This window comes from Cellulomonas sp. P2_B4 (assembly GCF_056404795.1).
In genome coordinates, this window is record NZ_JBFUDI010000006.1 from 187,473 (window position 1) to 210,211 (window position 22,739).

At 72.5% G+C, this 22,739-nt stretch carries 18 protein-coding genes; 12 read left to right on the plus strand and 6 right to left on the minus strand.

Translation table 11 applies throughout. The features are described 5' to 3' along the window. Positions 1–54: 54 nt before the first annotated feature. Positions 55–1,701, minus strand: a complete 1,647-nt coding sequence (locus tag AC1DZC_RS12305) for a phospholipase D family protein (protein ID WP_477043465.1) — start codon at positions 1,699–1,701, stop codon at positions 55–57. A gap of 184 nt (positions 1,702–1,885) precedes the next feature. Between AC1DZC_RS12305 and AC1DZC_RS12310 the strand changes: the two genes are divergently transcribed. Then, positions 1,886–3,352, plus strand: a complete 1,467-nt coding sequence (locus AC1DZC_RS12310) for an amino acid permease (protein WP_477043466.1) — start codon at positions 1,886–1,888, stop codon at positions 3,350–3,352. Positions 3,353–3,354: 2 nt separating this feature from the next. On the opposite strand, the gene AC1DZC_RS12315 is transcribed toward AC1DZC_RS12310, so the two are convergent. Further along, entirely contained in the window at positions 3,355–3,780 is a 426-nt protein-coding gene (locus tag AC1DZC_RS12315) for a hypothetical protein (RefSeq protein ID WP_477043467.1), read from the minus strand. Continuing rightward, the gene (locus AC1DZC_RS12320; protein ID WP_477043468.1) at positions 3,777–4,919 is read right to left on the minus strand and encodes a serine/threonine-protein kinase; all 1,143 of its coding nucleotides are present in this window, start codon (positions 4,917–4,919) and stop codon (positions 3,777–3,779) included. Before AC1DZC_RS12320 ends, AC1DZC_RS12315 begins: the two co-directional genes overlap by 4 nt. Before the next feature lie 173 nt (positions 4,920–5,092). Here AC1DZC_RS12320 and pdhA point away from each other — a divergent pair, with 173 nt between their 5' ends. Genes pdhA through AC1DZC_RS12335 form a run of 3 tightly spaced genes read left to right on the plus strand, consistent with a single transcriptional unit; the run spans position 5,093 to position 8,639 of the window. Continuing rightward, a complete protein-coding gene (gene pdhA / locus AC1DZC_RS12325; RefSeq protein WP_477043469.1) occupies positions 5,093–6,220 on the plus strand; it encodes a pyruvate dehydrogenase (acetyl-transferring) E1 component subunit alpha in 1,128 nt (375 codons plus the stop codon). Beyond that, a complete protein-coding gene (locus AC1DZC_RS12330; protein WP_477038749.1) occupies positions 6,220–7,227 on the plus strand; it encodes an alpha-ketoacid dehydrogenase subunit beta in 1,008 nt (335 codons plus the stop codon). Before pdhA ends, AC1DZC_RS12330 begins: the two co-directional genes overlap by 1 nt. Next, on the plus strand, positions 7,224–8,639 hold the full coding sequence (locus AC1DZC_RS12335; RefSeq protein WP_477043470.1) for a dihydrolipoamide acetyltransferase family protein: 1,416 nt from the start codon (positions 7,224–7,226) through the stop codon (positions 8,637–8,639). Before AC1DZC_RS12330 ends, AC1DZC_RS12335 begins: the two co-directional genes overlap by 4 nt. 6 nt (positions 8,640–8,645) lie before the next feature. On the opposite strand, the gene AC1DZC_RS12340 is transcribed toward AC1DZC_RS12335, so the two are convergent. Continuing rightward, positions 8,646–9,230: an SACE_7040 family transcriptional regulator gene (locus tag AC1DZC_RS12340; protein ID WP_477038751.1), complete on the minus strand. Its 585-nt coding sequence runs from the start codon at positions 9,228–9,230 to the stop codon at positions 8,646–8,648. 101 nt (positions 9,231–9,331) lie between these two features. Here AC1DZC_RS12340 and AC1DZC_RS12345 point away from each other — a divergent pair, with 101 nt between their 5' ends. From AC1DZC_RS12345 to AC1DZC_RS12380, 8 genes are all read left to right on the plus strand, one after another. Next, on the plus strand, positions 9,332–10,930 hold the full coding sequence (locus AC1DZC_RS12345; RefSeq protein WP_477043471.1) for a carboxyl transferase domain-containing protein: 1,599 nt from the start codon (positions 9,332–9,334) through the stop codon (positions 10,928–10,930). A gap of 5 nt (positions 10,931–10,935) precedes the next feature. Further along, positions 10,936–12,891, plus strand: a complete 1,956-nt coding sequence (locus tag AC1DZC_RS12350; RefSeq protein ID WP_477043604.1) for an acetyl/propionyl/methylcrotonyl-CoA carboxylase subunit alpha — start codon at positions 10,936–10,938, stop codon at positions 12,889–12,891. Continuing rightward, a complete protein-coding gene (locus AC1DZC_RS12355; protein WP_477043472.1) occupies positions 12,869–14,050 on the plus strand; it encodes an acyl-CoA dehydrogenase family protein in 1,182 nt (393 codons plus the stop codon). Before AC1DZC_RS12350 ends, AC1DZC_RS12355 begins: the two co-directional genes overlap by 23 nt. Then, on the plus strand, positions 14,047–14,514 hold the full coding sequence (locus AC1DZC_RS12360; RefSeq protein WP_477043473.1) for a MaoC family dehydratase: 468 nt from the start codon (positions 14,047–14,049) through the stop codon (positions 14,512–14,514). Before AC1DZC_RS12355 ends, AC1DZC_RS12360 begins: the two co-directional genes overlap by 4 nt. Before the next feature lie 11 nt (positions 14,515–14,525). Further along, positions 14,526–15,332 carry an HpcH/HpaI aldolase/citrate lyase family protein gene (locus AC1DZC_RS12365; protein WP_477043605.1) on the plus strand — a complete coding sequence of 269 codons (807 nt, stop codon included), beginning with the start codon at positions 14,526–14,528 and terminating at the stop codon, positions 15,330–15,332. 137 nt (positions 15,333–15,469) lie between these two features. Then, positions 15,470–16,726, plus strand: a complete 1,257-nt coding sequence (locus AC1DZC_RS12370; RefSeq protein WP_477043474.1) for an MFS transporter — start codon at positions 15,470–15,472, stop codon at positions 16,724–16,726. 20 nt (positions 16,727–16,746) lie between these two features. Then, on the plus strand, positions 16,747–18,141 hold the full coding sequence (locus tag AC1DZC_RS12375; RefSeq protein WP_477043475.1) for a GH1 family beta-glucosidase: 1,395 nt from the start codon (positions 16,747–16,749) through the stop codon (positions 18,139–18,141). Positions 18,142–18,230: 89 nt separating this feature from the next. After that, on the plus strand, positions 18,231–18,836 hold the full coding sequence (locus tag AC1DZC_RS12380) for an SLATT domain-containing protein (protein ID WP_477043476.1): 606 nt from the start codon (positions 18,231–18,233) through the stop codon (positions 18,834–18,836). Between the two features lie 57 nt (positions 18,837–18,893). Here AC1DZC_RS12380 and AC1DZC_RS12385 read toward each other — a convergent pair whose 3' ends face one another. Next, positions 18,894–20,210: a hypothetical protein gene (locus tag AC1DZC_RS12385; RefSeq protein WP_477043477.1), complete on the minus strand. Its 1,317-nt coding sequence runs from the start codon at positions 20,208–20,210 to the stop codon at positions 18,894–18,896. Beyond that, positions 20,210–22,717: a zinc dependent phospholipase C family protein gene (locus AC1DZC_RS12390; protein ID WP_477043478.1), complete on the minus strand. Its 2,508-nt coding sequence runs from the start codon at positions 22,715–22,717 to the stop codon at positions 20,210–20,212. The genes AC1DZC_RS12385 and AC1DZC_RS12390 overlap by 1 nt, the downstream gene beginning before the upstream one ends. Between the last annotated feature and the right edge of the window lie 22 nt (positions 22,718–22,739).

Sequence of the window (22,739 nt, forward strand, 5' to 3'; positions counted from 1 at the left end):
GGCGACGGACTGCCCACCAGGACCAGCGACTCGAGCGGGGTCGGCCGGTGCACGTCAGTGCTGGCTGCGCAGCTTCATCCACCCTGGCCGTCCGTCGGGGTCGACGATCGCGTGGTAGGCCGGTGTCGCCAGCAGCCGCTCCCAGAGCGGCAGGTGCACCTGCGGGTGCGTCCGCAGCCGGCCGGGCGGACGTGGGCCCGTCCGCCCGCCGTCGTGCCAACGGTCGACGGCGGCCGCGCTCGAGCGCACGGCCTCGATGGCGTCGTCGAGGTCGATCAGCCCCTCGTCGTCGTCGCGGTCGAGGTGCTCACGCAGGAGCTCGAGCCGCAGCTCGCGCGCGAAGCGTCGCGCGCCGTCGCCCAGGCCCGCGGGGTCGCGCGGCTCGCGACCGTCCTGCTGCCGGTCCAGGATCGCCGCGGTGAGCTCGGAGTCGTGGGTCCAGGAGCGACGGTTGAGGTTGTCGCTGCCGACCGTGGCCCATACGTCGTCGATCACGCAGACCTTGGCGTGGACGTAGACGGGGCAGCTGTCGCGGTTCTCGACGTCGAAGACCTGGACGCGGTCGCCGCCCGCGGCGCGCACGATCTGCAAGGCCCGGGCGTGGCCGAGCCGCACGGGCGGCAGGCCCAGGCGGCCGTCCTGGTCCGGGTAGCGAGGGACGACAGCGACCAGGTGCAGACGAGGCTCGCGGCGCAGAGCGGCGGCGAAGACCTGCGCCACGTCGGCCGACCACAGGTACTGGTCCTCGACGTAGACGAGGCGCCGGGCGCGGCGCAGGGCCTTGGCGTACCCCCGCGCGGCGCTGCGCTCCCCGTCGGGCGCGAACGGGTAGCCGGGGCGGCGCTTCGGGTAGGTGCGCAGGAGCTGGACCGCACAGGTCCCGGCGTCGGGCGGGTCCGGCGCCGCCGGCGGAAGGCGGCTGGGGTCTCTGTCCTCCCGCCGCACGAGGTCGGGCACCGCCTGCCAGGGCAACCGGGACAGCGCGGCGGGATCCTCCCAGCGCTCCCGGAACACGTCCTCGACGTCCCGGACGGCCGGGCCGCGGATCTCGACCTGGACGTCGTGCCACGGCGGGCGCGGCCCGTACTGGTGCGCGAACGGCTGGCCCTGCGGATCGCCCTGGTGGTCGGTGTCGTCGCGGCGCCCGTGCGCCAGGTCGATGCCGCCGAGCAGGGCGACGTCGTCCCCCGGGCGGTCCGGGTGGCGGATGACGACGAACTTCTGGTGGTGGCTGCCGACCGAGCGCACCCGCTGGTCGAGCAGCGCCTCGCCGCCGCCGTCGTTGACAGCCTCGGCGAGGTTGCGGTTCTCCTCGCTCGAGAACCGCAGCCGGTCCAGGTGCGAGCGCCAGATCAGGCCCTTCACCAGCGCGCCGCGCGACACGGCTGCCTCGAGCGCCTCGGCGACGGTCGGTCCGTCGTCGGTCAGCCGTTCGTCGGGATCTCCGCGCCAGTCGCTGAAGAGCACGAGGTCGCCGTCGCCCGCGTCGGCCAGCGCTGCGGCGAGGGCGGCGAAGTACGTGGCGCCGTGCACGAGCGGGCGCACCGCGTTGCCCTCGGTCCACGGCCGGATCCGGGTCGCGTCGTTGCCGCGCTGGTCGCCGGTGAGCAGCCACCCGAGCTCGGTGCGGCCCGCCGCGACCGCCGGCAGCCGAACTCCGGCCGACCTGGGACGAATTGGCTGGAGCGCGTGGCGGTGCACCTGCCCAACCTCGCACAGGTGGCCGGTCCGGGCCACGCGCGAGATCGCGGAGCCCCGCGTAGCCGCCCTGTCGCCCCGAGGGGCCCGGGCTCGACGAGCACCGGGCCCCTCGGTACGCCGCGCGTGATGTCGGAGGTTCCGACAGACTTTCCTGACCATCTGGGCGACGTCGGGGGACCAGGTCATGAGCGTGTTGCGCATCAAGTCCGTCGAGCAGTCGATCGCGGACTCCGAGGAGCCGGAGTACCAGCTCAAGCGCTCGCTGAGCGCGCTCGACCTCATCGTGTTCGGCGTCGGCGTGGTGATCGGCGCGGGCATCTTCACGCTCACCGGGCGGGCGGCGCACGACGTCGCCGGGCCGGGGATCGTCCTGTCGTTCGTGTTCGCGGGTATCTGCTGCGCGCTCGCGGCGATGTGCTACGCCGAGTTCGCCTCGACCGTCCCGGTGTCGGGGTCGGCGTACACGTTCAGCTACTCGAGCCTCGGCGAGATCTTCGCGTGGATCATCGGCTGGGACCTGATCCTCGAGATGTTCCTGGGCGCCAGCGTCGTCGCGCAGGGCTGGAGCGCGTACCTGGGCGTGCTGTGCGAGAACCTCGGCTTCTCGATCCCCGAGTCGATCGGCTACGGCGGCGTCGCCGACGTCCCGGCGATCCTGCTCGTCGTGGTGCTCGGGGTGCTCATCACGATCGGGATCAAGGAGTCGTTGCGGGTCAACCTCGTGCTCGTCGCGCTCAAGCTGTTCGTGGTCCTGTTCGTCATCATCGCCGGCATCCAGTTCATCTCCACCGACAACTGGAGCCCGTTCATCCCGCCCGCCCAGGCCACCGAGAAGACGACCGGGCTGACCCAGCCGCTGCTGCAGGCGCTGGCGGGGGTCGAGCCGTCGACGTTCGGCTGGGGCGGCGTCGTCGCGGGCGCCGCGCTCGTGTTCTTCGCGTTCATCGGTTTCGACGTCGTCGCGACGACCGCCGAGGAGACCCGCAACCCGAGGCGCGACCTGCCCATCGGGATCATCGGCTCGCTGATCATCTGCACGGTGCTGTACTGCGCCGTCTCGATCGTCGTGACGGGGATGGTGAGCTACGACAAGCTCGATCCCGAGGCCGCGCTGGCCAACGCGTTCACGGCGCACGGCGAGGACTGGATGGCGACGGTCATCTCGGCGGGCGCGGTCGCGGGCCTGACGACGGTCGTGCTGACCCTGATGATCGGCGGCAGCCGCGTCATCTTCGCGATGAGCCGCGACCACCTCCTGCCCGTCGGTCTGGCCAAGGTGCACCCGACGTTCCGCACGCCGTGGGTGATCACCGCCGTCGTGACGGTCATCGTGGCGCTCGTCGCCGGCCTGACGCCCGTCGGGGTGCTCGAGGAGATGGTCAACATCGGCACCCTGAGCGCGTTCGTCATGGTCAGCCTCGGTGTGCTGGTGCTGCGTCGCAAGCGTCCCGACCTGCCGCGTTCCTTCGAGGTGCCGTGGGTGCCGGTCCTGCCCCTGCTGTCGGCCGCGATCTGCCTGTACCTGGCGCTGAACCTCTCGGTCGAGACGTGGCTGCGGTTCGTCATCTGGCTGGTGCTGGGGTTCATCGTGTACTTCGGATACTCCATGCGGCGCTCGCGGCTGGCGGGGGAGGTACCCCAGCGGGCGTAGCGCTACTTGCCGCCCTTGCCCTTCCCGGGTCCCTTGCCCTTGTCCTTGCCCTTCGGGGTCGTCGCGGGCGTGTCGACGACGGCCGGGGCCGGCGTGACAGCGGCGGGCACCGGCTCAGGCACGGCCGCCGCCGCGGCTGCCGCGGCGGCCAGCTGGCTCTCGACCTCGTCGAGGGCCGTGTCGATCTGGCGGTACCGCGCGGTGGACACCTCACCGAGGTCCGCGCCCGCGTCGAGGTCCGCCCGCGTCGTCGCGAGGAGCGCCTGCGCGTCCGTCCAGCGCCCCTCGGCCGCCGCCTGCGTGACGCCGAGCACCGACTGCTGGAGGGTGTGCGCCCGGTCGGCATCGAGCTCGGGCGTGCTGCCGCAACCCGCCACGGCGAGCGCCAGCCCCAGCACGAGCCCGGCGCAGCCGACCCGCCGCCTCACGGTTCCACGCTCCGCTGGAGCTGGTCGAGCGAAACCCCGAGCGTCCCCTGGACCGTCGGGTAGGCGGGCGCGTCGGGCGGCGGATCCGTTGCCGACACGCGCTGGCCGATCAGCAGGGCACCCGTAGCCAGCAGCGCGATCGCGCCCGCGGCGAGCAGCGCACGGGAGGTGCGAAGGCGGTGCCACCGGCTTTCCGTGACTGCTGCGACGGGTTCGGGCGTGTACGCCAGGGCCAGGGTCCGGTCGGACGCGACGAGGGCCGCGAACCCCGCGGCGACCTCCGCCGCGGCGGGCCGGTCCTCCGGCGCCATCCGGGTCATCCGTTCCAGCAGCCCGCTCAGCTCCGGGCCGAGCTCGGCCGGCACGTCCGGTGGCGCCGCCAGCCGAGCCAGCGCCACCTCGGCCGTCGTTCCGGAGAACGCCGGGCGTCCGGTGACGCACTCGAGCAGGACGAGACCGAGGGCATAGATGTCGCTCGGCGGGCCCAGCGCGACGCCGGTGGCCTGCTCCGGGCTCAGGTAGCGCACCGTGCCGAGCGTGATCCCGGTCATCGTGAGCCTCGTGGAGTCGGCCAGGCGCGCGATGCCGAAGTCGGCGAGCTTGACGGTCGGTCCACCGTCCCGGCCGGGGACGTCGAGGGCGTGCGGGCTCGTCAGCAGGATGTTCGCCGGCTTGATGTCGCGGTGGATGATGTCGCGCTCGTGGACCTGCGCGAGCGCCTCGGCGATCTCGCGGCCGACGCGGGCCGTCTGCTCGGCGTCGAGCTGCTCGCCGCGCAGACGCTCCGCGAGCGTCGGCCCGTCCACCAGCTCCATGACGAGGTACACCTGCTGGGAGCCGTCGGGATGCTCGACGGAGCCCGCGTCGTAGAGCGTGACCAGGCCGGGGTGGTGCAGGCTCGCGAGGGCCTTGATCTCGGCGCGGTTGCGCATCAGGTCGTCGGTGTCCTCATGGACCGCCGGGAAGACCTTGACGGCCACGTCCCGCCCCAGCAGGACGTCGCGAGCGCGGTGCACCGAGGCCATCGCGCCGCGACCCAGCATGCTGTCCAGGAGGTAGCGACCGTCGAGGAGCGTGGGCTCCGGGGCGCCGTCGTCCGACGGTGCCTCCGGGCGCGACCCATCGACATGTCCCAGCATGTCGGCAGACGCTAGGCCGTTCGGATGGGGGACGCACGTCGGGACCGGGTGAGAAGGGTTCGCCCGTGTCGAGGCTCGCGTCGGGAGGTGCGCGGACTTACATTGGCAGGACATCAGGCAATGGGGCCTAGCTTCACAAGAGCGACGGTTCCGCCACCCAGACGGAGCGAAACATGTTGCGTGCAGATGTGTCCCTCAGCCGTGCGCTGCGCAGGAACCCGACCACGGGCCAGAGCCAGTCAGTCGAGCTCGTCCAGCTCGTGACGCCCGAGGGCGTCCGTCGCGAAGACCCCGTGTACGACCCGGTGGTCGCCGACGTCGACGACGAGCTGCTGACCCGCCTCTACGAGGACCTGGTCGTCGTCCGCCGCTTCGACACCGAAGCCGTCGCGCTCCAGCGCCAGGGGCAGCTCGGTCTGTGGCCACCGCTGCTGGGCCAGGAGGCCGCGCAGATCGGCTCCGCGCGAGCGCTCCGCGAGGACGACTTCGCCTTCACGAGCTACCGCGAGAACGGCGTCGCGTACTGCCGCGGCGCGCAGCCGGCGGACCTCGTGCGCGTGTGGCGCGGGACCGCGCTGGCCGGCTGGGACCCCAAGGGCATCGGCATGGCGACGCCGCAGGTGATGATCGGCTCGCAGACCCTGCACGCCACCGGGTACGCGCTCGGCTGCGTGAAGGACGGGGTCGACTCGGCGGTCGTCGCCTACTTCGGCGACGGAGCCACGAGCAAGGGCGACGTGCACGAGGCGATGGTGTTCGCCGCGAGCTTCCAGGCGCCGGTGGTCTTCTTCTGCCAGAACAACCAGTGGGCCATCTCCGAGCCGGTGGGCCTGCAGGCGCAGCGCCCGATCGCGGAGCGCGCCGCCGGGTACGGCATCCCCGGCATCCGGGTCGACGGCAACGACGTCCTCGCGGTCCTGGCCGCCACCCGCGTCGCGCTGGAGCGGGCACGGCGAGGCGAGGGCCCCACGTTCATCGAGGCCGTCACGTACCGGATGGGCCCGCACACGACGTCGGACGACCCGACGCGCTACGTCGACCCGTCGGACAAGGCCGAGTGGGCCGCGAAGGACCCGATCGCGCGGCTCGAGCGCTTCCTGACGATCCCCGACGACCGCGCCGCGGCGATCAAGACGAAGGCGGACGCGTTCGCGACGGCCATGCGGGAGGCCTGCTACGGCCTGCCCGACCCCGCGCCGCTGAGCGTCTTCGACCATGTCCTGGTCGAACCGACACCGTCGTTGCAGCGGCAGCGCAGCCAGTACGCCGCGTACCTGGCGATGTTCGGTGAGGACGACTGATGGCCACGATGACCATGGCGGCCGCCCTGAACGACGGCCTGCGGCACGCGCTCGACGACGACCCCACCGTGGTGCTGCTCGGCGAGGACATCGGGCGGCTCGGGGGAGTGTTCCGGGTGACCGACGGGCTGCAGCGCGACTTCGGCGCCGACCGCGTCATGGACGCCCCGCTCGCCGAGGCCGGGATGATGGGCGTCGCCGTCGGCCTCGCCTACCGGGGGTACCGGCCCGTCGTGGAGATCCAGTTCGACGGCTTCGTGTACCCGGCGATCGACCAGCTGGTCACCCAGGTGGCGCGCATCCACTACCGGACCGGCGGTGCGGTGCGCATGCCCATCACCGTCCGCATCCCGTACGGCGGCGGCATCGGCGCGGTCGAGCACCACTCGGAGTCGCCCGAGGCGTACTTCGCCCACACGCCCGGCCTGCGGGTGGTGACCTGCGCGAACCCGCAGGACGCGCACACGATGATCCGGCAGGCGATCGCGTCCGACGACCCCGTGGTCTTCTTCGAGCCGAAGCGCCGGTACTGGGTCAAGGGCGAGGTCACCGACGACCTCGCGGGCGCCCTGCCGCTCGACCGGGCGCGCGTGGTGGTCGAGGGATCCGACGTCACGCTGGCCGCCTACGGCCCCCTCGTCGTGACCGCCCGGGACGCCGCGCTGGCCGCGCTGGACGATGGGCTGTCCGTCGAGGTCGTCGACCTGCGCTCCCTGTCGCCGCTGGACCTCGACACGCTCGAGGTGTCCGTGCGCAAGACCGGTCGGTTGGTGATCACGCACGAGGCGCAGCAGAACGGCGGGCTCGGTGCGGAGATCGCGGCGAGCATCACCGACCGGTGCTTCGACGTGCTCAAGGCGGCGCCCGTGCGCGTCACCGGGTTCGACACCCCGTACCCCGCGGCGAAGGTCGAGGACCACTTCCTGCCCGACCTGGACCGGCTGCTCGATGCCGTCGACCGCGTGATGGGCAGAGCGCACTCGCTGACCGGCTGGAGGGCGTCATGATCCGCACCATCACCCTGCCCGACCTCGGTGAGGGCCTGACCGAGTCCGACCTGGTCGAGTGGACGGTGGCGGTGGGCGACACCGTCGAGCTCAACCAGGTGGTCGCCGAGGTGGAGACCGCCAAGGCGCTGGTCCAGCTGCCGTCGCCGTACGCCGGGGTGGTCGCCGAGCTGCTCGTCGAGGCGGGCGCGACCGTGCCGGTCGGGACACCGCTCCTGACGATCACGGTCGACGAGCCCGCCGTGGTCGAGACGGTCTCCGAGCCGCCGGTCGACGCGCAGGACGCGGCCGCCGACGAGACCCCGGAGATCGTCGCGCCGGCGCGGACCTCGGTGCTCGTCGGGTACGGGCCGCTCGCCGAGACCTCAGCCCGGCCGCTTCGGCGGTCGCGGTCGGAGGCCTGGGTTGCGGCGCACGCGATCGCCGACGACGCCGCGGCCGTGGTGCTCGCGGCCCGTCGCGTCGGTCCGAAGGTGCTGCCGCCCGTGCGCAAGCTCGCGCACGATCTCGGCGTCGACCTCAACAAGGTGGAGGGCACCGGCAAGGACGGCTTGATCACGCGCGAGGACGTCCTGCACGTGGTCTCGGGCGCGGCGTCCGCACCCGCGGTCGACCGGTCCCGTCCGTCGGCACCGAGCCGGCCGGTCCGCACGCGGGTCGCAGCGAGCCCGTCGCCGAGCCCGGCCCAGTCGGTCGCGTCGGGCGGCCCGGCGCGCGAGGTGCGGACCCCGGTCACGGGCGTCCGCAAGCAGACCGCCGCGGCGATGGTGGCGAGCGCGTTCACCGCCCCGCACGCGTCGACGTCGTTGACGATCGACGTCACGCCGACGCTCGAGCTGCTCGAGCAGTTCCGCGACGACCGCGCGCTGGCGGGTCACCGCATCTCGATCCTGACCCTCGTCGCCAAGGCCGTGACGATCGCGCTGCGCCGCAACCCGACGCTCAACGCGCACTGGGACGACGCCGCGGGGGAGATCGTCGAGTACGGGTACGTGAACCTCGGCATCGCGGCGGCGACGCCCCGCGGGCTGCTGGTGCCGTGCGTCAAGGACGCCGACGGGCTGCGGCTCCCCGACCTGGCCGACGCGATCGGCGCCCTCACCGAGGCCGCCCGGGCGGGCACCACGACGCCTGCGGACCTGGCTGGCGGGACGATCACGATCACGAACATCGGCGTGCTCGGCGTCGACACCGGCACGCCGATCCTGGTGCCCGGTCAGGCGGCGATCCTGGCCATGGGCGCGGTTCGTCGGCAGCCCTGGGAGTTCCAGGACGCGATCGCGCTGCGGCACGTCATGACGCTGAGCGTCTCGTTCGACCACCGCCTCGTCGACGGCGCCGAGGCGGCCCACTTCCTCACGGACGTCGGCGCGATCCTCGCCCGGCCCGGATCGGTGCTGAGCATGGTCTGAGCGCGGCTACCCGAGCGCGGCCAGCGCCATCTCCTGCAGGAGCGTCCGGGTCCTGGTCGCGCTCACCGATCGCACGCTGTGCGGTGTCGAGTTGAGCAGCCCGAACGTGGCCTGCGCGCGCAGCCGGAGCTCGGCGCGCTCGGTCGACGGGCTGAGCCGGCTGAGCACGTCGACCCAGAGGTCGATGTAGCGACGCTGCAGGTCCCGGACCGACTCGCGGTCCTGCGGGGCGAGCGCGGCCAGGTCGCGGTCCTGCACGCGGATGACGTCGGGCTCGCGCAGGGCGAAGTCGACGTGGAACCGGACGAGGTCGCGCAGGGCCGACGCGTCGTCGTCGGCAGCCTCGACCACGGACCGCCCGCCGACGAGCAGACCCTCGCTGACGCCGACGAGGAGGGCGGCGAGCACGGCCTGCTTGCTGGCGAAGTGCCGGTACACCGCGGGGCCGCTGATCCCGACCGACGATCCGAGGTCCTCGAGGGAGACGCCGTCGAAGCCGCGGGTCGCGAACAGGTGCGCGGCCGACGAGAGGAGGGCGGTGCGGCGCTCGGCCTTGGCGCGACCGCGGGCGGTCGGGACGTCCAGCGTCATGACCCTCCTTCGTGGACAACGGCGTGCGAGAACTGTAGCCTGATTTCAGTTAGTGACCCCTAACTGAGTTGTTCTCCAGCCACCCCTTGGAGATTGCGTCGATGGAGATGCTCAGCACGACGGCCGACCCGAGCTCGGACGGCTACCGGACGAACGACGCGTCCCAGCGCGCCCTCGTCGCGGAGCTGCACGACCGGCTCCGGACTGCCGCCCTCGGCGGCCCCGAACGCTCGCGCGAGCGGCACGTCGCTCGCGGCAAGCTGCTGCCGCGGGAGCGCATCGACGTGCTTCTCGACGAGGGCAGCCCGTTCCTCGAGGTCGCGCCGCTGGCCGCCGACGGTCTCTACGACGGCGAGGCGCCGGGCGCCGGAGTCATCGCCGGCATCGGCCTGGTGCACGGCCGGCACGTCATGGTCCTGTCCAACGACGCGACCGTGAAGGGCGGGACCTACTACCCGCTCACGGTGAAGAAGCACCTGCGGGCGCAGGAGATCGCGCTCGAGAACCGGTTGCCCTGCATCTACCTCGTCGACTCGGGCGGCGCGTTCCTGCCCCGGCAGGACGAGGTGTTCCCCGACCGCGATCACTTCGGCCGCATCTTCTTCAACCAGGCGCGGATGTCCGCCGACGGGATCCCGCAGGTCGCGTGCGTGATGGGCTCCTGCACGGCCGGCGGTGCGTACGTGCCGGCGATGAGCGACGAGACGGTCATCGTGCGTGACCAGGGCACGATCTTCCTGGGTGGTCCGCCGCTGGTGAAGGCGGCGACCGGCGAGGTGGTCACCGCGGAGGACCTCGGCGGCGGCGAGCTGCACGCACGCAGGTCGGGGGTCACGGACCACCTGGCGGAGAACGACGCGCACGCGCTGCAGATCGTCCGGGACATCGTCGCGACCCTGCCCGCGCCCCGGAGCACCGCGTGGGAGATCGAGCCGAGCCGCCCCCCCAAGGTCGACGAGGGCCAGCTGTACGGCGTGGTCCCGACCGACCTGCAGACGCCCTACGACGTGCGCGAGGTCATCGCGCGGCTCGTCGACGGCAGCGAGCTGCACGAGTTCAAGCGCGAGTACGGGACCACCCTGGTGACCGGGTTCGCGCGCCTGCACGGGCACCCCGTGGGCATCGTCGCGAACAACGGGATCCTGTTCAGCGAGTCCGCGCTCAAGGGCGCGCACTTCATCGAGCTGTGCGACCAGCGGGGCATCCCGCTGGTGTTCCTGCAGAACGTGAACGGCTTCATGGTCGGCCGGGACTACGAGGCCGGTGGCATCGCGAAGCACGGCGCCAAGATGGTGACCGCCGTCGCGACCACCCGCGTGCCCAAGCTGACCGTGGTGATCGGCGGCTCGTTCGGGGCGGGCAACTACTCGATGTGCGGGCGGGCCTACTCGCCGCGGTTCCTCTGGATGTGGCCGGCGAGCCGGATCTCGGTCATGGGCGGCCCGCAGGCGGCGTCGGTGCTCGCGACGGTCCGCCGCGACCAGCTCGGCGAGTCCTGGTCGGCCGACGACGAGGAGGCCTTCAAGGCTCCGCTGCGCGAGCAGTACGAGACGCAGGGCAGCCCGTACTACGCGACCGCGCGCCTGTGGGACGACGGGATCATCGACCCGGCCGACACCCGCAGGCTCCTCGGCATGGCCCTCGACGTCTGCGCAGGCGTCCCGCTGGCCGAGCCCCGCCTCGGACTGTTCCGGATGTGACCGCCATGTTCCGGACCGTGCTCGTGGCCAACCGCGGGGAGATCGCCTGCCGGGTCATCGCGACCCTGCACCGGCTCGGGATCCGCGCCGTCGCCGTGTTCACCGCAGCGGACCACGGTGCGCTGCACGTCGCTCGGGCCGACGGCGCCGTGCGGATCGAGAGCTACCTGTCCATCGACGCCGTGGTGCAGGCGGCGCTCCGGACGGGTGCCGAGGCCGTCCACCCCGGGTACGGCTTCCTCTCGGAGAACGCGGACCTGGCGCGCGCGTGCGAGTCGGCCGGGCTCGTCTTCGTCGGGCCCGGGGTCAAGGCCCTGGAGGTCATGGGCGACAAGATCCGCGCCAAGGAGCACGTCGCGGCCGCGGGGGTCCCCGTGATCCCGGGTGTGGCGCTCACAGGCGTTGCCGACGAGGACGCCGCGGAGCGGGTCGGGTACCCGTTGCTGGTGAAGCCGTCGGCCGGCGGGGGCGGCAAGGGCATGTCCGTCGTCTCGGACGCGACCGGGCTGGCCGCGGGGCTGGCGAGCTCCCGGCGCGTGGCCGCCGCGGCGTTCGGCGACGACACCCTGCTGCTCGAGCGCCTGGTGCGGACCCCGCGGCACATCGAGGTCCAGCTCCTCGCCGACGACTTCGAGCACGTCATCCACCTCGGCGAGCGCGAGTGCTCCCTGCAGCGTCGGCACCAGAAGGTGATCGAGGAGGCGCCGTCGCCCCTGCTCGACGCGTCGACGAGAGCGCGCATCGGTGCGGCGGCGTGCGAGGTCGCCCGCAGCATCGGCTACGTGGGCGCCGGGACCGTCGAGTTCCTGGTGTCCGACGAGGCGCCGACGGAGTTCTTCTTCATGGAGATGAACACGCGGCTGCAGGTGGAGCACCCCGTCACCGAGCTGGTCACGGGTCTCGACCTGGTCGAGTGGCAGCTGCGGATCGCGGCCGGGGAGCGGCTTGGTCTGGACCAGGACGACGTGGTCCTGACGGGGCACGCGGTCGAGGCGCGCGTCTACGCGGAGGACCCTGCGCACGAGTTCCTGCCGTCCGCCGGGACCGTGCTCCTGCTCGACGAGCCCACGGGCGAGGGCGTCCGGGTCGACAGCTCCCTGGTCGAGGGGCTCGTGATCGGGTCCGCGTACGACCCGATGCTGGCCAAGGTGATCGCCTGGGCGCCGTCGCGCGACGAGGCGATCGCACGGCTCGACGGGGCGCTCTCGCGGACCACCGTGCTGGGCGTCCGCACGAACATCGCGTTCCTGCGCGCCGTCCTGGCCGACGACGACGTGCGTGCCGGTCGGCTCGACACCGGTCTGCTCGGGCGGCTGATCCCCGGGCTGGAACCACCGACGCCCTCGGTGGCCGCCTACGCCGCGGCCGTGTCGTCGCGACGGGGCGCGAGCCCGGACGCGTGGCGCTCCGACGGCTGGCGCCTGAGCGATCCGCGCCCGGTCCGGTACGACGTCGGCGGCGTCGAGGTGTCCGTGCTCGGCGACGCGGTCACCGTCGGCGACGAGCCGCCGGCCGTCCTCGTCGGAACCGGGGCGGTCGAGATCGACGGCGTCGTGCAGCGCGTGCGCCTCGCGTCCGACGGACCCGTGACCTGGGTGGGCGAGGGCGGCTCGGCGTTCGAGCTCCGCGTCCGGAGCCGTCTCGAGCGGCTCGCCGACGACCTCGCCGCGCGCACCCGAGGTCCGCGGACGGTGGACCCGGAGGTCCGTTCCCCGATGCCCGGAACCGTCGTCTCGATCGACGTGGCGACCGGCGACGACGTGGTCGCCGGCCAGGTCCTGCTGACGATCGAGGCCATGAAGATGGAGCACCGGATCATCGCGCCGTGCGACGGCGTCGTCACGCTCTCGGTCCGACCGACCGAGCAGGTGGCCCTCGACAGAGTGGTCGCCACCATCACGGCAGTGCCCGACAACGACCCCCACGAAGGGACCGGGAATGAGCTACGGACTGACTCCTGAGCAGCAGCGACTGAGCGACGAGGTGCGCGACTTCGCCGACACGGTCGTCGCGCCCGCGGCCTACAAGTACGACACGCTCCGGGAGCTGCCCTACGACATCATCGGCCAGATGGGCGAGATGGGTCTGTTCGGCCTGCCCTTCCCCAAGGAGTACGGCGGCCAGGGCCGGGACTACGTCGACCTCTGCCTGGCGGTCGAACAGCTCGCGCGCGTCGACCAGTCCATCGCGGTGACGCTCGAGGCGGGTGTCGGGCTCGGGGCGATGCCCGTGTTCCGCAGCGGGACCGAGGCGCAGAAGCAGGAGTGGCTGCCGATGCTCGCGCAGGGCACGGCGCTCGCGGCCTTCGGGCTGACGGAGGCCGACGCCGGCTCGGACGCGGCGGGGACGAAGACGACGGCCGTCCTCGACGGCGACGAGTGGGTCATCAACGGCACGAAGCAGTTCATCACCAACTCCGGCACCAAGATCACGCGGCTGGTGACGATCACGGCGGTGACGGGGGAGAGCATCCGTCCGGACGGCTCGGTGAAGAAGGAGCTCACGGCGATCCTCGTCCCCAGCGGTACGCCCGGCTTCACCGTCCTGCCCGCCTACGACAAGGTCGGCTGGCACACGTCCGACACGCACCCGCTGCGCTTCGAGGACGTCCGCGTGCCGGCGGCGAACCTGCTGGGCGAGCGCGGCCGCGGCTTCGCGTCGTTCATCCAGACCCTCGACGAGGGCCGCGTCGCGTTCGCCGCGCTGTGCACGGGCGCCGCGCAGGGCTGTCTCGACGAGGCGATGCGCTACGCCAAGAGCCGCAACGTGTTCGGCCACGCCATCGGCGAGAACCAGCACATCGCGTTCACGATCGCCCGGATGGAGGCCCGAGTGCACGCCGCGCGCCTGGCCTGGTACGACGCCGCGAACCGGCTCGTCGCGGGCCGGTCGTTCAAGCTCGAGGCGAGCCTGGCCAAGATGATCGGCAGCGAGGCCGCGATGGACAACGCCCGCGACGCGACCCAGATCTTCGGCGGCAACGGCGTCATGAACGAGAACCCCGTGGCCCGGCACTACCGCGACTCGAAGATCCTCGAGATAGGCGAGGGGACGACGGAGGTCCAGCTCATGGTGATCGCGCGCGAGCTGGGGTTCGCCGGGGCGGGCTCGTCGCGATGATCCGGGACGTCGAGCAGCGCGGGCTCTACTACGAGGAGCTCGAGGTGGACACCCGGTACGTGCACCGGCCCGGGCGCACCATGACCGAGGCCGACAACGTCCTGTTCAGCACGCTGACGATGAACGGCCAGGCGCTGCACCTCGACGCCCACTGGGCCGCCGGCCAACCCTTCGGGCAGCGGCTCGTCAACTCGATGATGACGTTGGCCGTCCTCGTCGGCAGCTCGGTCGACCAGCTCACGCAGGGCACGATCGTCGCGAACCTCGGCTTCACCGACGTGCGCTTCCCGCACCCGCTGTTCCACGGGGACACGCTGTACTCGTCGACGGTGGTCCTGGACAAGCGGCTCTCGTCGTCCAGGCCGGGGCAGGGCGTGGTGACCCTGGAGCACACCGGCCGCAACCAGGACGACGTCGTCGTCGCGACCGCCACCCGCACGGTGCTGTTCTGGTGCCACCCGTGACCGGCTTCGCGATGGGTCCGGCCCTCCTCTTCTGCCCGGCCGACCGGCCCGAACGCTACGAGAAGGCCGCCGCCCGGGCCGACGCCGTGATCCTCGACCTCGAGGACGCGGTGTCGCCCGACGCCAAGGCGTCGGCCCGGCTCAGCCTCGCCGACGTGCCCCTGGACCCGGCCCGCACGATCGTGCGGCTCAACCCCGGCGACGACGACCTCGCCGAGGACCTCCGCGCGCTGGCGGTGACCCCGTACCGGACGGTCATGCTGGCCAAGACCTCGACGGCGTCCGACGTGCTGCCGCTGGCCCGCTACGACGTGATCGCCCTGATCGAGACGGCGGCCGGCGTGGTCAACGTCGCGTCGATCGCCGCCTGGCCGAACGTCGTCGGCCTGATGTGGGGCGCGGAGGACCTTGTCGCGTCCCTGGGGGGCACGTCGAGCCGGGGTCCGTCCGGGTCGTACCGCGACGTCGCCGTGCATGCCCGGTCCGCCGTCCTGCTGGCCGCGGGCGCGTTCGGCAAGGCCGCGATCGACGCGGTCCACCTGGACATCGGCGACGTCGACGGCCTCGCCGCCGAGGCCGCCGACGCCGCAGCCAGTGGGTTCGTCGCGACCGCCTGCATCCACCCGACGCAGGTGCCCGTGGTCCGCGCGGCCTACCGCCCGTCCGACGACGAGGTCCGCTGGGCGCACGACGTGCTCGCGGCCGCGGTCGGGCAGCACGGCGCCTTCCGGTGGGACGGCAAGCTCGTCGACGGCCCGATCCTCAAGCACGCGGAGCACGTGCTGACGCGGGCCGCGAGCGTCGACAGGCCGCGCTGACCCGCGCGGAGCGACGGGCACCCGCCCGCTGCCTTGACGGCTCCAGGTCGGCCTCCTAGGGTTTCGCGCACCAGCGAGCTGGTCAGTTGTTCAACTCGCGGCCCGAACCTCCCCAGGAGCGCAATGATGCGTGCCTCATGACGGCGATCCCCGAGAGCCCGGTCCTCGACGGGGCGACGACGCCGACCACCCGCGTCCGCGCGCGCTGGATCGTGGCGTTCTCCCTGGCCGTCGTGGGAGTCGCCGCCGGATGGTTCGGCCCGATCCAGATCCTGCTCCCGGCCCAGGCGGCCCGGCTCGAGGATCTCGGCCTCGGCAGCAAGGAGGCGGTCCTGGCGGTCGTGACCGCGAGCGGCGCGATCGCGTCGATGATCGCGAACCCGCTGTGGGGTGGGATCTCCGACCGCACCCGCTCACGCTGGGGACGCCGGCGGCCGACGATCGTCGTCGGCACGGCCATCGGCGTCGTCGGACTGGTGATCCTCGGCACGGGCGACACGCTCCCGGTGATGATCGGGGGCTGGGTCGCGATCCAGATCGGGCTCAACGGACCGTTCGCCGCGCTCGCCGCGACCATCGCCGACCGGGTTCCGCCGGACCAGCGAGGTCTCGTCGGCGCGCTGTTCGGCATCGGCCAGACCGTCGGTGTCGTGCTCGGCACCGCGATCGCCGTCGTCGCCGGGGAGGGCAGCCTCGGCTACTACGCGGTCGCGGTCGCGGTCCCGGCACTCGTCGTCGCCTTCCTCCTCGTCCACCGCGAACCGTCGACGCGCACGAGCGACGCACCCACGGCGCAGCCCGAGGCCCAGACCTTCTGGCGTGGCCTGCGCCCCACAGGGGTGTTCGTCTGGGCGTGGACGATCCGGTTCCTGCTCAACTTCGCGAACGCCCTCGTGCTCCTGTACGTGTACTTCTACATCTCGGACGAGGTCGGCGAGAGCGACCCCGGCAGCTGGGTGCTCGTCATCACGCTCGTGGTCGTGCTGGTCGCCGCAGTCACCGCCGGCGTCGGCGGCACGGTCTCGGACCGCTGGGGCCGGCGGGTGCCGTTCATCGTCGCCTCCACCGTCGTCGTCGCCGTCGGTTCGGTGCTGATGGCCTTCTTCCCGACGCTTCCGGTGGTGCTGGGGGCGGCCGCGCTCGTCGGGCTCGGCTGGGGCCTCTACATCAGCGTCGACCTGGCGGTGCTCACCGCGGGCATGCCGAGCGGCGAGACCCATGGCGCGATGCTCGGTATCGGCAACATCGCGAGCGCCCTGCCGCAGGCGCTCGCACCGGTGGTCGCCGCCCCCGTCGTGCTGCACCTCGGTGGCTACACCGGTCTGTACCTCGTCGCCTCGGTGGTGTGCGTCGCCGCACTGCTGTGCGTGCCGGGGCTCCGCGGCATCCGATGACCCTCGACGACAGGACCCGCATGACCCGCCACCCGATCCTGCCTGCCGGCTTCCGCTTCGGGGTCGCCACCGCCGCGACCCAGATCGAGGGGGCTGCCGACGAGGACGGCAAGGGCCCCAGCATCTGGGACACCTTCGCCGCCCGACCCGGGACGATCGTCGACGGCGACACCCCGGCGGTGGCGACCGACCACTACCACCGCTACATCGAGGACGTCGGGCACGTCGCCGACCTCGGAGTCCACGACTACCGGTTCTCGATCGCCTGGCCGCGCATCGTTCCCGGCGGCACCGGGGCGCCCAACGCGAAGGGCCTCGACTTCTACGACCGGCTCGTCGACGTCCTCCTCGCGCGCGGCGTGCGGCCTGTGCCCACGTTGTTCCACTGGGACCTGCCGCAGCCGTTGCAGGACGAGGGCGGCTGGATGTCTCGGAGCACCGCCCACGCCTTCGCGGACTACGTGGACGTCGTCGTCGCCCGGCTCGGCGATCGGGTGGCGGACTGGTTCACGCTCAACGAGATGAGCGTGCACACGCTGTACGGGCACGGGCTCACCGACCACGCGCCGGGTCTCGGCCTCGGCCTCGGCGCGCTCCCGGCCGCCCACCATCAGCTGCTCGGTCACGGGCTCGCGGTGCAGCACCTGCGGGCGGCGGGAGCGCAGCACGTCGGGGTGGTGAACCAGCACTTCCCGGTCCTGCCCGCGTCCGCCGACCCCGCCGACCTGGCGGCCGCCGAGGCGTTCTCGGTCCTCACCAGCTGGACGTTCGCGGATCCCATCCTGCGCGGGCAGTACCCCGCCGACGAGATCATGGGCGGGATCCTGCTCGGCACCGGCATGTCCGAGCAGCAGCTCGGGGAGGACCTGGCGGTGATCTCGGCGCCGCTGGACGTGTACGGCGTCAACTACTACGAGCCCACCATGATCGAGGCCCCGCGCGCGGGGCGGGACTACGCGGGCGTGCTCGAGGTCGACATCCCCGAGGGTCTGCCGTTCGCGCCCGTGCCGATCCCGGACGTCGAACGGACCGACTTCGGCTGGTCGATCGTGCCGTCAGGGCTCACCGACATCCTCCGCACGCTGCACGAGCGCTACCCCGACCTGCCGCCCGTGATCGTCACCGAGTCGGGTGCGTCGTTCCACGACGTCCGGACCGGTGACGGCGCGGTGCACGACGAGCGCCGGATCGCCTTCCTCGACGCCCACCTGCGCGCCGTCGGCGACGCGATCGCCGCCGGCGTGGACGTGCGCGGATACTACGTGTGGTCGGCGCTCGACAACTTCGAGTGGGCGGCGGGCTACCGGGAGCGCTTCGGCCTCGTGCACGTCGACTTCGACACGCTCGAGCGGACCCGCAAGGACTCGTGGCACTGGTACCGCGGCGTGATCGCGGCGCAGACGGAGCGGGGATGACCCGCCGCTGACGACGTGCGCGGCATGGCGTCGCGACCGCTGGTGCGGGATCCTCGACACGGCAGGAACGCCGCCGGGAGGGGACCGCGATGGAGACGCAGGAAGAGCACGCGGGGAACGACGGGACGCTGCGCGTGCCGACCGTCTACCGCTTCGGGAGCGTCCAGGACCTCGTCGACGGGTGGCAGACGCACGTCGCGGTGCAGTGGCGGATCCACGAGGAGTCGGCGCGCAGCCTGCAGACGTTGCACTACTGGATCGGCGGGACGGCGGCGGTGTTCGCTTCTCTGGCAGGCAGCTCGGCCCTCGTCGCCTGGCAGAGCGACGCGACGAACGTCGGCCTGACGATCGCCACGGCGTTCATCGCCGCCGCTGCGGCCGTGCTGACCGGCATCGCGACGTTCCTCGACCTCGGCGGTCGCGCGGAGCGGCACCGGGCGGCGGCCGCCGAGTACAAGGGCATGCTGCGCCAGCTCGAGGCCGCTCCCGTGCTGCCGGGCGGGCTCTACAGCACGACGAGCACGGAGGTCGAGAGCGCGGTGGTCGAGCTGGAGCAGCGGCTGTCCCGGGTCGACTCCGAGGCGCCGATCCCGCCGTGGGGCCGGGCGAGGTCGGTGCTGAGGCGCGGCAAGGCCAGGCGCACGCAGGTCGAGTTCGGCGGGGTCGACGAGCTCGACGCGCGCCTGCACCCGTGAGACGTCAGCCCAGGTGCCCGGCCCGGAACCTGAAGCCGGTGAGCCGTGACACGACGGTCAGCCTCCGACGACGACCGTGTAGCCGCCGACGAGAGTCCCCTCCCGGTCGAGGAGTGCGAACCGGAGCGTGTGCAGCGCGACGGCTGGCCCGCCGAGCCGCTTGGCCATCCCGGCGCCCGTCAGCTCGCCCAGGTCGAGCGCCTTTGCGACGCCTTGGGGGAGCGCCTCGTCCATCGGGGCGTCGGTGACGACCCCGAGCTGCTCCCAGCTGTCGCGGCCCAGTCGGTCGAGGAGCCTGCGCGTGGCGCCGGGCCGCTCGAACGGGTGGGTCTCCTTGCCCTCGGGGGAGATCCCCGCCGCCCTCGCCAGCCGCTCGGACGACACGACCACCGACCGCCCCTCCTCGGAGAAGGCGGTCAGCAGGTGCACGGCGGTGCTCATCGGGACGCCCTCGCGGATCTCGTCGAGCTCGGGCACCACGAGCTTGCGGGGTCGCCGGTCGCCCTTGACCGTGTGCCCGGCGCCGACGGCCTCGAGCATCCCTCGGGCGTTCGGACCCGCGTGCGTCAGCTCCAGCACGAACCCGTCGGGGACCTGCCGGCCGAGCAGCGCGAACATCGGCGCGATCGGAGCCGCTCCGGCGAGCACCTCCAGGTTGCGCTGCCCGACGTGCCGGTCGAGGTTCGAGAGCAGCAGCCCGCCCGCAGGGTCGAGCGGGCAGGAGACCTCCGCGAGCAGGCAGTGGTGGCCGATGTCCGCCGGGTCCGGCTTCCAGTGCTGGTCCAGCTCGACGACGGCGACGCAGCCGGGCCGTGTCCGGTCGGCCAGCTCTGTCCAGGCGCCTCCGATGATGTTCTGCTGGTAGTACGGGTCGTCCTGGTTGCCCGTCCCGAAGAACCCGGGGTTGATCGCCCAGGCCTTCACGTGGACGCCGACCGCCGGCACCAGCCCGAGGTTCCACAGCCGGACGAAGACCCGGTAGGCGCGGCCGGCCGTCGGCGACGCGACGAGGCGCGACGGGTCGAACGGGCCCGACCAGCTCGCGTCGATGAGCAGGATGTCGGGGGACTCCCAGCAGGGCACCGGCGGCCAGGTCGGCCGCTTGGCGCGGTCGCCCGAGGCGAGGGCCCGGATCAGCAGGTAGGGGTAGACGTCCTCGCGGTGCGGACGCTTCTCCTTGCCCAGCTCGCCGATGAGCCCGCGCAGGACGTGGATGCGGTCCGGGTCGGGCTGCCACCTCGGGTCGGGGTCGGGCAGCGGCGGCCGCCTGGGGTCGGTGCCGACGGGGTCGGGCGGGTCCGTGCCGCGCTGGACGCGGTCCTCCTCCGGCGTGATCGGCGGGTGCTCCGGGTCGGGACCCAGCTCGTCGTCCATCAGTGGTCACCGTGCTGTTCGTAGAGCAGGCGCTTCCAGTCGGTCCCGAAGACGAGATCGTGCCCCTGGGGTCGCGTGGCGTCGCACGCGCCGTCACCGAACGGGTCGGGCGGGGGGACGGGCCCGGTCAGGTAGTGCGCGCGCAGGTCGACGCGCGGGTCGTACCGGCGCACACCGAGGTGGTTGCCCGCCGCGTCCACGGGATCCGGGTTGTCGCCGACGGAGAAGAACTGCGGCGGCGTGCAGGGCTGCGCGTAGCGGAAGTTGGTGCCGAAGCCGGGCAGGAACGGAGGCACGCACTCCCAGGTGCCGCGGACGCCCGGGGTCGCGGGGTTCCGGCCGAGGTTGTGCCGGTCCCAGTCCCAGCAGTGCCAGGCGTAGCCGCGGTCGCTGTCGAGGTTGAAGTCGGGCACGCGGAGCTCGGCCAGCGCACGGTCGCGCGACATCCGCCCCACCAGGTACAGCGAGTAGTCCACGGGCCCGCCGAGGTGCTGGTCGGCGGGCAGGTGCAGGTCCAGCGCCGCCGACGTCTCGTCCGGGGTGGAGGCCTTCTCGAGGGCAGCGCGAGCGGTGTCGTCACCGGCGGGCCCGGGCAGCAGGACCGTGGACTGGTCGCCGACGACGTACGGGCCGACGTGCACCGCCGCGCCCTCCTGCGGCACCCCGTCGCCCGCGAGGTTCTTCAACGGGTACCGCCACGGGGCCACCCACTCGCTCGGCTTGAGCTCGTCGGGGCCGTCGCCCTCGTAGACCAGGTCGTGGGTCAGGCCGAGCGCGGAGACGAGGTCGGGCGTGGAGATGGCCGACGGGAGGTCGCGGACGATGTTGCGCGGGTAGGCGGGGTCGAGCGCGTGCTGCGACGTGTTCGTCAGGCGCCCGGACGGCTCGTCGACGACGAGGGCCGTCGCCCCGATCCCCATCGGGTTGTCCAGAAGGTTGGAGATGGAGAACATCCCGGAGGTGCCGAGCGTGGTGAGGCCGAGGTCGACCTCCTCCGGCTTCGGCATCAGGAAGCCCGACATGACCAGCGCCCTGCGGGAGAGCATGTAGAGGTTCCAGGCCGGCACGACGACGGTCCAGTAGATGACCTCACGCGCGGGGAACGTGGTGATGTCCACGATGAGCCCCGGCAGCACCGTGACCAGCCAGACCACGACCTCCGCCAGGTAGACCGCCCATGCGAACAGCGCGAGGAGCAGGTCGAGGAGCGTGAAGGAGTCGTCGTCGTCGACGTCCGCGCCGCGCGCCGGGTCGTCGTCGATGCCGCTCCCGCCGCCGCCGGGCGGGGTCGGGAACGAGTGGTCGGTGAACACCGTCGGCGGCTGCGGCTTGCGCGGGGACAGGCCCTCGCGGCCGGTCATCTTCAGGTACGCGTAGACGATCGACCACATCTCGTCCATCGCGTCGGTGTTCGGCCGGCCGTCGGGATCGCCGGCCCCGTCCGTCGCCGACCAGGCCGGGTCCTGCGTGAGGATCTTCGGCCCGTCGGGGTGCACTGCGGCCATCGCGTCGAGCAGCGCGTCGGTCAGGTGCTCGGGCAGGCCGCCGGAGTCGAGGTCGAAGAAGTGCGCGCGATCGGCCGCCGGTGTCGGACCGTCGGAGTCGTCGTAGGCGGGGAAGCCCGTGAAGTAGTCGTAGGCGGGTGCGTCGTCGCGACCGTTGTAGGGCGCGTCGTCGCGGTGCCGGAAGGCGATCCGGAAGTGCAGCGCACTGGTCCCGTACTCGGCATACAGAGGCCCCGGGTTCCGAGCGTCGTAGTTCTGCGCGTCCATGTGGTTCTCGACCAGGTGGTGGCGCTGCCAGTGGTCGCGGTACGGGCCGCCGGCCTTGGCGTTGGTGAACGGGTGGCCGGTGACGTCGGTGGCGCAGTGGCTCATCCAGCCGACCGCGAAGGCGACGCGCGCCTCGGCGTCCTGTCGCTCGTCGTCGGTGGTCGCGGCGTCGAGCGCGGCCGTGGCCTGCTGGAACAGGACGAACGGGAACTGGTAGGTGCGGCGGTAGTGGAAGACGTCCGACCAGTAGAAGGCGTCGTTGCCGAACCCCTGCGGGACGCCGGAGGTGAGGACCCCGAACCAGTCGCCCATCTCGGCGAGCAGACCCTTGAAGGCGTTCACGATCGCGCCGGTGAGCTCGTCGAGGATCTGCGCGAGCTGGGTGGACAGCCCGCCGGTGAGCTGCGACGCGAGCTGCGAGGAGTTGGTGCTGATCGGGCCGATCCACTTCTCCCAGCGGCTGACGAACGTCGCGTCGATCTCCTCCCAGACGTCCAGCGCCCAGCGGACGACCTGTCGGATCACCACCCCGATGCCGTTCTTGAAGTCGGGTAGGAGGTAGAAGAGGTCGGGGCCGAGGGCGCCCACGGCGAGGTAGTTGCGCCAGGTGTGGCAGATCTCGCCCACCTGCGTGGCCTGCGCCGCCGTCATGCCCGAGCCCGACGGGACGGTCCCCGCCCGCAGCTGCTTGGCGGTCTCGGCGGCGGACTCCATGTGCACGTACCAGCCCGGCATGACAGTCCGTTCTGTCGGCGAG